This window comes from Streptomyces palmae, assembly GCF_004684805.1.
GTDB classification, from domain to species: Bacteria; Actinomycetota; Actinomycetes; order Streptomycetales; family Streptomycetaceae; genus Streptomyces; species Streptomyces palmae.
In genome coordinates, this window is the sequence record NZ_SRID01000272.1 from 1 (window position 1) to 9,656 (window position 9,656).

General features: G+C 73.9%; 6 protein-coding genes and 1 pseudogene. 4 read left to right on the forward strand and 3 right to left on the reverse strand.

Annotation, left to right across the window (positions count from 1 at the left end):
- Positions 1-465 precede the first annotated feature (465 nt).
- Complete coding sequence (locus E4099_RS23445; protein ID WP_135341098.1) at positions 466-915, forward strand: PTS sugar transporter subunit IIA; 450 nt, start codon at positions 466-468, stop codon at positions 913-915.
- A gap of 79 nt (positions 916-994) precedes the next feature.
- Positions 995-2,665 carry a phosphoenolpyruvate--protein phosphotransferase gene (ptsP, locus tag E4099_RS23450; protein ID WP_135341099.1) on the forward strand — a complete coding sequence of 557 codons (1,671 nt, stop codon included), beginning with the start codon at positions 995-997 and terminating at the stop codon, positions 2,663-2,665.
- Positions 2,666-2,798: 133 nt separating this feature from the next.
- On the opposite strand, the gene E4099_RS23455 is transcribed toward ptsP, so the two are convergent.
- Both E4099_RS23455 and E4099_RS23460 read right to left on the reverse strand, forming a co-directional pair.
- Positions 2,799-3,716, reverse strand: a complete 918-nt coding sequence (locus E4099_RS23455) for a hypothetical protein (RefSeq protein WP_135341100.1) — start codon at positions 3,714-3,716, stop codon at positions 2,799-2,801.
- A gap of 23 nt (positions 3,717-3,739) precedes the next feature.
- Positions 3,740-5,044, reverse strand: coding sequence for an MFS transporter (locus E4099_RS23460; RefSeq protein ID WP_280923518.1), 1,305 nt, complete (start codon positions 5,042-5,044; stop codon positions 3,740-3,742).
- Between the two features lie 48 nt (positions 5,045-5,092).
- Between E4099_RS23460 and E4099_RS23465 the strand changes: the two genes are divergently transcribed.
- Positions 5,093-6,412 carry an aminotransferase class I/II-fold pyridoxal phosphate-dependent enzyme gene (locus E4099_RS23465; RefSeq protein ID WP_135341101.1) on the forward strand — a complete coding sequence of 440 codons (1,320 nt, stop codon included), beginning with the start codon at positions 5,093-5,095 and terminating at the stop codon, positions 6,410-6,412.
- Positions 6,413-6,646: 234 nt separating this feature from the next.
- Here the strand turns inward: E4099_RS23465 and E4099_RS23470 are convergent, their stop codons facing one another.
- On the reverse strand, positions 6,647-8,674 hold the full coding sequence (locus E4099_RS23470; RefSeq protein ID WP_135341102.1) for an acetoacetate--CoA ligase: 2,028 nt from the start codon (positions 8,672-8,674) through the stop codon (positions 6,647-6,649).
- A gap of 209 nt (positions 8,675-8,883) precedes the next feature.
- Between E4099_RS23470 and E4099_RS23475 the strand changes: the two are divergent.
- Positions 8,884-9,656: pseudogene (locus tag E4099_RS23475) on the forward strand (glycosyl hydrolase); the annotation flags it as partial.

Here is a 9,656-nt window from a genome sequence, read left to right on the forward strand (position 1 = left end):
TCCTCGCTGTGTTTTTTCTTCAAAGGAACCTCGTCCCAGACCATCAGGCCCGGAGACGGGGTATCAACTAATCTGGCGTTGACTTTTGGCACGCTGTTGAGTTCTCAAGGAACGGACGCTTCCTTCGGATTCCCTCTCGGGCTTCCTCCGGGCGCTTCCCTTCGGTGTTTCACACTCTATCAGGCCATTTCCCGCTCTCTGACCACTCGATTTCTGCAAGCACGCAGAAGTGGACCCGAGAATTGGATCTGAATCTGAGGAGTGCTGCCTCGGTTCGCTCGCTCACGGCTTTCAGTCCGCGGCGCCGCCTCCGGGGCAGGGACACGACAGTACAGCTACCCCTGGGGAGAGGCAAATCGGCAGGGCCCGGACGTGCTCCGCCCCGGGGATCCGGTTGCGCGATTGGTCTACTCCTATGACTTACCCTTCTGGTCAGTTTGAATCCCCACCTCTGGGAGGCTTCCCATGACCACCGTGACGTCCCCGCTGGCCGGACGGGCCATCGGCCTGGCGGCAGTGCCCGACCCGGTGTTCTCCGGCGCGATGGTGGGTCCCGGAACCGCCATCGACCCCGAGCGCGAGCCCTCGGTCGCGGTCGCGCCGGTCGACGGCATCATCGTCTCGCTCCACCCGCATGCCTTCGTCGTCGTCGACGGAGAGGGCCACGGGGTGCTGACCCACCTCGGCATCGACACCGTCCAGCTCAACGGTGAGGGCTTCGAACTGCTCGTCCACAAGGGCGACACCGTCCGGTGCGGTGACGCCGTGGTGCGCTGGAACCCCGCCGCCGTCGAGGCCGCCGGCAAGTCGCCGGTCTGTCCGGTGGTGGCGCTGGAGGCCACCGCGGAGAACCTCGGTGAGCTGCGTGAGGACGGTGAGCTGAAGGCGGGCGACACCCTCTTCACCTGGCAGTGACGCCAGCGCCGTCGTGGACGGCTTCGATGACCACCAGTGCGGCGGGACGAGCCCACCGCACCGACCGGGGACGGGTGTGATGGAGACAACGCTGCGAGGCGTCGGCGTGAGCCACGGGGTGGCGATCGGCGAGGTGCGGCACATGGGAACGGCTGTCCTGGAGCCGCCCGCGAAGCAGATTCCCACGGAGGAGGCACCGCGCGAGCAGGGGCGGGCCCGCCAGGCCGTGGAGGCGGTGGCGGCCGATCTGATCGCGCGCGGCAATCTGGCCGGAGGCGAGGCGCAGGCCGTGCTGGAGGCTCAGGCACTGATGGCGCAGGACCCCGAGCTGATGGCCGACGTGGAGCGCCGGATCGCGGTGGGCAGCACGGCGGAGCGCGCGGTGTACGACGCCTTCGCCTCCTACCGCGCGCTGCTGGCCGGTGCCGGGGAGTACCTCGCGGGGCGGGTTGCCGACCTGGACGACGTGCGGAACCGGATCGTGGCCCGGCTGCTCGGCGTGCCCATGCCGGGCGTGCCGGACAGCGATGAGCCGTATGTGCTGATCGCGCGCGATCTGGCGCCGGCCGACACCGCGCTGCTCGACCCCGCGCTGGTGCTGGGCTTCGTCACCGAGGAGGGCGGGCCGACCAGCCACAGCGCGATCCTCGCGCGGGCCCTGGGCGTGCCCGCGGTGGTGGCTCTGCCGGGCGCCTGCGAGCTGGCCGAGGGCACGGTGATCGCGGTCGACGGCAGCACCGGTGACGTGCATGTGGCCCCGAACGCGCGGCAGCGGGCAGAGCTGGCCAAGGCCGCCGAGGAGCGCAAGGCCGCGTTGGCCGCCTCCTCCGGACCGGGTGCCACCTCCGACGGCCACAAGGTGCCGCTGCTGGCCAACATCGGCGGGCCGGCGGATGTGCCGGCCGCGGTGGAGGCGGGTGCCGAGGGCGTGGGGCTGTTCCGCACCGAGTTCCTCTTCCTGGACGACAGCCGGCAGGCGCCGTCCGAGGAGAAGCAGGTGGAGGCCTACCGAAAGGTGCTGGAGGCCTTCCCGGAGGGCCGGGTGGTGGTGCGGGTACTGGACGCGGGCGCGGACAAGCCGCTGGACTTCCTGACCCCGGCCGACGAGCCGAACCCGGCGTTGGGCGTACGGGGGCTGCGTACCCTGCTGGACCACCCCGAGGTCCTGCGTACCCAGCTGACGGCGCTGGCCAAGGCGGCCGAGGGGCTGCCGGTCTACCTCGAGGTCATGGCGCCGATGGTGGCGGACCGCATCGATGCCCGGGCCTTCGCCGACGCCTGCCGGGAGGCGGGGCTCACGGCCAAGTTCGGTGCGATGGTGGAGATTCCGTCGGCGGCACTGCGGGCCCGCGCCATTCTGCAGGAGGTGGAGTTCCTGTCGCTGGGCACCAACGACCTGGCGCAGTACACCTTCGCCGCGGACCGGCAGGTGGGTGCCGTGTCCCGGCTGCAGGATCCGTGGCAGCCGGCGCTGCTGGACCTGGTGGCGGCGTCCGCCGAGGCGGCCCGGGCGGAGGGCAAGAGCTGCGGTGTGTGCGGCGAGGCGGCCTCCGATCCCCTGCTCGCCTGCGTGCTGACCGGTCTGGGCGTCACCAGCCTGTCCATGGGCGCGGCCTCCATCCCCTATGTGCGTGCGGCGCTGGCCAAGCACACGCTGGCCCAGTGCGAGCGGGCGGCGGCCGCCGCGCGGGCGGCGGACACCGCCGAGGAGGCGCGGCTGGCCGCGCAGGCGGTGCTCTCCGGGGAGTGAGTCCCCGCCTGCCGCGGCGGTGCCGTCGCGGCAGGCCGGCAGTGGAGGTGTCCCCGCGCGAACCGCGCGGGGACACCTTTGTCGGCGGGGCCGTGTCCTCGCGGGCGGGTCCCGCCGTTCACGGGTCCGTCCGTCACGGATCCTGCGGGCGGGCGAGCGGGAATCCGGCGCGGTATGCCACCCCGTGCTCGGGCGGCACGGGTTCGCCCGTCCTGATGTCCGTGCAGTAGGCGGCGAACACCTCCGCCTCGGTCAGCGGTCGCAGCCAGTCCCCCTCCAGCACCCAGCCGCGGACCGTCTCCGGCAGGCCCTCGGCCTCGGTGCGCAGGACCACCCCTGCGGGACCGGCGGTGACGATCCCGGCGGCGAGTACCGCGCTGAACAGCAGGGCGTCCGCCTCGACCAGCAGGGGTTCGGCGGCCTTGCCGTCGACGGCCGGCGGCACCTCGGCGCGGAGTGCGGCGATGAGTGCCCGCGGCGCCGGGACGCTGCACACCAGATGGTGCCGTCCGGGGCCGGCCGCCGCCAGCAGCTCGCGCAGCAGCAGGGCCGCGCGGCGTCCGGCGGCTTCCCCGAGGTCCGTGCCGCGGTCCGGGCAGTCGCCGGCGCGGGTCAGCAGCTCGGTGGCGGACTCCCAGGTGGACTGACGGGCCACCGCGTCGACGAGTTGGGGCACCAGGTGGTCGACGGGCTGCCCGGCGTAGACGACCGTGCCGCCCGCCGCGGCGATCTCCGCGACATAGCGGGCGCGGCTCTCCGCGGAGTCGGGGTCGAGCCGGTGGTGGGAGCAGTACTCCGCGTACTCCACGGGGTCGAAGAGGGCGACCGTGGTGTGCACCCGCTCGGTCGCCAGCTCCTTGAGCAAGCCTTCCACCTGGCGCAGATAGCTCGGGTGGTCCGGGAAGGCGAAGGAGGTGTAGCGGCGCATGGCCGCGAAGTCCTCCTCGTCCGCCAGTAGGGCCACGGTGCTGGGCGCCTCCCGGCGCAGCATCCGCCGTGCGGTGCGCCGGGCCCCCCGGTGTGCCGTGCCGTACTTCTCGTTGTGCGCCATGTATCCCCCTCAGCGCGTGGTGGTCAATGCTCACTCACCGTAACCGCGGGCACTGACAACGGCGCTGCGGGCCGGCGTTCCACCAGGTGGCGCTGGAGGCAGCAGACGGCCGCGATGGCCGCACCGAAGCCGAGCCAGCCGACCGGTCCGACGGCCATCGCGGCGGTCACGGCCAGCGGGCCGACGCTGCGCTGGCTCGCCTGCCCCAGGCTGTGCACGCCCAGGTAGGCGCCCTGCGCCCGGGACGGGGCGAGGGCGACGGACAGCTCCCAGGAGATGGTGGAGTGCAGGATCTCGGCGAGGGTGAAGGCGGTGGCGGCGAGGATCAGGGCGGTGGAGGCGACCCAGGGTGCGGGCAGGGCGGACAGGGCCAGGGCCGCGCCGCCGGCCAGGAAGATCCCGCCGAGGGGGAGGAGTGCCCGGCGGGCGGCGGCGGGGTCGGCGCCGAAGCGGGCGCAGGGCACCTGGAGGAGCACCACCAGGACGTTGTTGAGGACCAGGAGCAGGGGCGCCAGGCCGTGGGGCGCGCTGGTGCCCGTGACCAGCCAGAGGGTCAGGCCCATCTTGAAGATCGAGTCGTCCAGGAAGAGGACGGCGTCGGTCGCGGTGTAGAGCAGGTAGCCGCGGTCCCGCCAAGGGCTGGGGGGTGCGGTGGCGGGTTCCGCCGCACACGCGGCGGTGTCGCCGGGGTCCGGCCCGCGGGCCACCACGCGGGAGGGCGCCTCGGGCTCCTGGCAGCGCAGGGTGATCAGGGCGGCCAGGACGTAGGAGAGCGCGTCGCCGATGAGCAGGGCGCGGTACACGGCCGGGTTTCCCGCGGCGAGCGCTGCCGCGGCGGCGAGCCCTCCGAGTGCCCAGCCGAGGTTGGCCACGGTGCGGTTGATGGCCTGGTAGCGGGTCCGCTCGGGGCCGGCCATGCGTGTCGCGTAGAGCTTGGTGAGGACGGAGGAGGCCCGGTCGCCGAGGCTGCCGGCCGCCGCGACGGCGCAGAGCGGGGCCAGTTCGGTGGTGGTGAGCAGGGCGAGTGAGGCGGCGGCCCGGATGGCCTGTACGCCGACCATCAGCGGGCGGAGCCGGACCCGGTCGGCCAGGTGGCCGGCGATGGGCGGTCCGGCCACACCGACGGCGCCGGAGACGGCGAGCAGCAGCCCGATCCGGGCGGCGCTCAGATCGGCGACGTAGGTGAAGTAGAGGACCGCGGTGGCTGCCCACAGTCCGGAGCCGATCCGGTCGATCAGGGCGACCGCGAGCAGTCGGCGGCCGTCGGGGCCACCGGGTATCCGGGCGCTGAGCGCTGTGAATGCGGTGAAGCGGTGCGGCCGGCCCACCAGATTCCCCCCTTGACGAGATTATTGTATTGATACATATTTGAGTATGTGGCAACACAATATGAGATCAGTGGTACCAGTGCCAAGGGCATCGGTGCGTCCATCGAGCAGGGGGTCGCGGAGGGAGCGTTGCCGCCGGGCACCGCCCTGCCTCCGGTGCGGCGGCTCGCCGAGCGCCTGGGGGTGAGCCCCGGCACGGTGGCGACCACGTACAAGGAGCTCCGGCAGCGCGGCATCGTGGTCACCCGCGGGCGCGGCGGGACGGTGATCGCCGATGCCCCCGCGGTCGCCTCGCGGCGCCCGCCGCCCGTGCCCCCGGGGGTGCGGGACCTGGCCGGCGGCCACCCCGACCCCGCCTTCCTGCCGGCGCTGCTGCCGCCGGCCCGGCTCTCCCCCGGGGCGCGCTCGCACCGTTCGGTCCCCCGGCTGGCGCGGTTGGAGGAGCTGACCCGCGCCTGGTACGAGGCCGACGGGGTGCCGTCCGAGCACGTCACCTTCGCGCACGGGGCGCTGGACTGCGCCGCGCGGCTGCTCTCGGCCGAGCTGCGGCCGGGTGACGCGGTGGCCATGGAGGACCCCGGCTACCACCATCTGCTGGACCTGGTCGCGGCGCTGGGCCTGCGCAGCGTGCCGGTGGCGGTCGACGACGAGGGCATGCGGCCGGACGCGCTGCGCTCGGCGCTGCGGGCCGGCGCCCGGGCGGTGATCTGCAGTCCGCGCTCGCAGAACCCCTGCGGGGGGTGCTTCTCGGCGCGGCGCCGGGACGAGTTGGTCGAGGTGCTGCGGGCGGCTCCCGAGGTGCTGCTGATCGAGAACGACCACAACTCCGCCATCGCCGGGGTGCCCCTGCACACCCTGACCGCCGGCGGACTGCCGCGCTGGGCGCAGGTGCGTACCGTCTCCAAGTTCCTCGGGACGGATCTGCGCTGGGCGGCCCTGGCCTGCGACGCCACCACGCTCGCCCGGCACGACGGGCGGCTGCTGCTCACCTCGGGCTGGGTGAGCCATGTGCTGCAGGAGATGGTGGTGCGGCTGTGGACGGATCCGGCGACCTGGGATCTGCTCGACACCGCGCGGACCGCCTACGCCCAGCGGCGCACCGCGCTCGTCGAGGCGCTGGCCGCCCGAGGGGTGGCCGGGCACGGTGCGAGCGGGATGAACGTCTGGGTGCCGGTACGGGACGAGGCGGCGGCGGTCAGCGGGCTGCGGACGCGCGGCTGGTGGGTCGCCTCCGGGGCGCGGTTCCGGCTCGCCGCCGCGCCGGGGGTCCGGGTCACTACGGCGGCGCTGCCGGTGGCGGACGCGCCCCGGCTGGCGGAGGACCTCGCGGCGGTGCTGGGCGAGTCCCAGGCCACGTACGGGGGCTGACCGGGGATCGCGGCGGGGGCGCCGACCGTACGCCCGGCGGCGCGGCCCGCCAGTGGGACCCGCGCGACGGACGCAGGTGCCCAGGGAGCCGGGCCCGGCGGGCGCCGCGCTCGGCGTACGCCCGCGGGCCGGGGCGGCCGAGCGTACCGCGCGCTCCGGCCGTCACCGGTCAGCCGGTCGGGCACCCCGCGTCGCTGGTGTCAGCCGTCCGCCGCCCCGGTCCGGCGGGGTCCGTCAGTCCTGGGGGCCGCCGGCCGCGCCGCGGGTGCGGGCGATGTCGGCGTAGAAGTGGAGCAGTCCCTGGTCGTCCACCGATCCGAGGTTGACCGCCTTGTCCAGGGGGGTGCCCTGCATCATCCGCTTGACCGGGACCTCGATGCGCTTGCCGGTGAGGGTGTGCGGAATGCCGGGCACCTCGATGACCTCGTCCGGGACGTGCCGCGGCGACAGTTCGGCGCGGATGGTGCGCTTGATCTTGTCGCGGAGGCCGTCATCGAGCACCGCGCCCTCGGCGAGGTGGACGAAGAGCGGCATCCAGTAGCCGCCGTCCGGCTGCTCCACCCCGAGGACCAGGGACTCGCGGATCTCGGGCAGGCGCTCCACCGCCTCGTAGATGTCGGCGGAACCCATCCGTACGCCCTGCCGGTTGAGGGTGGAGTCGGAGCGGCCGTGGATGATCACGCTGCCGCGGGAGGTGAGGGTGATCCAGTCGCCGTGCCGCCACACCCCGGGGAACATCTCGAAGTAGCTGTCCCGGTAGCGGCTGCCGTCGGGGTCGTTCCAGAAGTGGACGGGCATGGAGGGCATCGGGCGGGTGACGACGAGTTCGCCGACCTCGTCGGTGACCGGCTTGCCGTGCGGGTCCCAGGCCTGGAGGTCGGTGGCCAGGCTGGGGGCCTGGAGTTCCCCGATGTACACCGGGAGGGTGGGGACCGCGCCCGCGAAGCAGCTGCACACATCGGTGCCGCCGCTCACCGAGGCGATCCACATGTCCTCGGCGACCTCGTCGTGGATCCAGCGGAAGCCGTCGGGCGGCAGCGGGGAGCCGGTGGTGGCCACACAGCGGACCCGGGAGAGGTCGAAGTCGCGGCCCGGCCGGACGCCGTCCTTGCGGCAGGCCATCACATAGGCCGCGGAGGTGCCGAACAAGGTGGCGCCGGAGCGCTCGGCGACCCGCCACTGGGCGCCGGTGTCCGGGTAGCCGGGGCTGCCGTCGTAGAGCACCACGGTGGAGCCGACCAGCAGGCCGGAGACGAGGAAGTTCCACATCATCCAGCCGGTGGAGGTGTACCAGAAGAAGCGGTCCTCGGGCCCCAGGTCGGTGTGCAGCCCCAGCTGCTTGAGGTGCTCCAGCAGGATGCCGCCCTGGGACTGGACGATGGCCTTGGGCAGACCGGTGGTGCCCGAGGAGTACAGCACCCACAGCGGGTGGTCGAAGGGCACCTGCTCGAAGACCGGTTCGGTGGCCTGCCCGGCCGCCTCCTGCCACTCCAGCGCGCCCTCGGGGGCCGGGGTGCCGATCAGCGGGATGTGCACCACGGCGCGCAGCGAGGGCAGCTCCTGCCGCAGTTCGGCGACGGTCCCGGTGCGGTCGTGCACCTTGCCCCCGTAGCGGTAGCCGTCCACGGTGAACAGGACGACGGGTTCGACCTGCTGGAAGCGGTCCAGCACGCTGCGGGCCCCGAAGTCCGGGGCGCAGGAGGTCCACACCGCGCCGACCGCGGCGCTGGCCAGCAGTGCGACGGTGGCCTGCGGGATGTTGGGGAGGTAGCCGCTGACCCGGTCCCCGGGGCGGACCCCGAGCCGGCGCAGGGTGGCGGCCACCGAGCCCACCTGGTCGCGCAGCTCGGCCCAGCTGACCGGCCGCGGCTGGTGGTCCTCGTCGACGTGCAGCAGGGCGGGCCGGTCGGCGCGGGCCGGGTCCTCGGCGGCACGCAGCGCGTGCTCGGCGTAGTTGAGGGTGGCTCCGGGGAACCAGCTCGCGCCCGGCATCGCGGGGTCGGCCAGCACCCGCTGGTAGGGGGTGGCGAAGCGGACCTGGAACCACTCGGCGACCGCCTGCCAGAAGCGCTCCAGCTCGGTCACCGACCAGTGGTGCAGGGCGGCGTAGCTCGCGGCGGGGTCGTCGGGGTGCGGCGCCGGCGCGCCGTGGTGTTCGGCGGCCCAGGCGTGGAAGCGGGTGATCTGGGCACCGGCGATCCGGCGGTCGTCGGGCTGCCACAGCGGTTCCGGCTGGGTGGCGGGCTGCGGTGCGGTCGTCATCTCGGCTCCCGGACTGTGCGCGTGGTGTGCGTCGGCGTACGCCCGGATGGGTGGACGCGTGACGCGGCTCAGCAGACGATGCCATGTGATCACTCCACGCACCAGGGCCGGGCCCCCATAGAAGGGGATGAGGCGATGTGGGCGGACCACGGGTGAACGGCAGTTGAACGCGGCGTTTTCCGCGGGTCGGTAATGGCAGGCTGATCAGCATGGATGCGCGTGACCTGGTGCGGTCGGTGAAGGTGGTCGGTACGGCGCGGGGGCTGCGCTCGGTGCGGTCGGCGTGGCGGCGGCGCCGCACGGACGCGGTGGGGCTGCCCCGGCCGGCGGCGGAGCGCGCGCGGGTGCCGGGGGTCGCGCAGGGTGCGGAGCCGGAGCCGGGCGGCGGGGTGGTGCGGTTCGCCCGGTCGGTGCTGCGGGTGCGGGTGGCGTCCGGGGGCGTGGTGTTCTGCGGCTGGGACGGCGCTGGTCCCGAGCCCTCGTACGCCTTGGCGGGCGGCGCCCTGGAGGCGGACGAGCGGGCGGTGCTGGAGCCGGACACCGACGGCGGCTGGCGGGTGGTGTCGGAGCGGGTGATCGTGGCGGTGTCCCGGATGGGCGCGGTGGAGGTGCGCACCCCCGGTGGGCTGGTGCTGCGGCGGGACCTGCCGCCGCGCTGGTGGGAGCCGGCGGAGGCGGCACCGACCGCGGACGAGGCGGCCCCGCGGCCGGTCCCTCCGCGCTGGGTGCAGCGTTCCGAGGTGGCCGCGGACGCCCGGTTCTTCGGGCTGGGCGGCCGGGCCCACGGGCCTCGGCTGCGGGACGGCGCGTACCGGCTGTGGAACACCGATCCGGGAGGCAGCTTCGGCCCGGGCGACGACCCGCTGTACCTCACCATGCCGGTGCAGCTGGTGGTGGCGGACGCGGGTACCCACCTGGTCTTCCACGACAACTCCTGGGATGGCGAGGTCACCTTGCGGGAGGGGGTGGAGGGTGCGGGTTC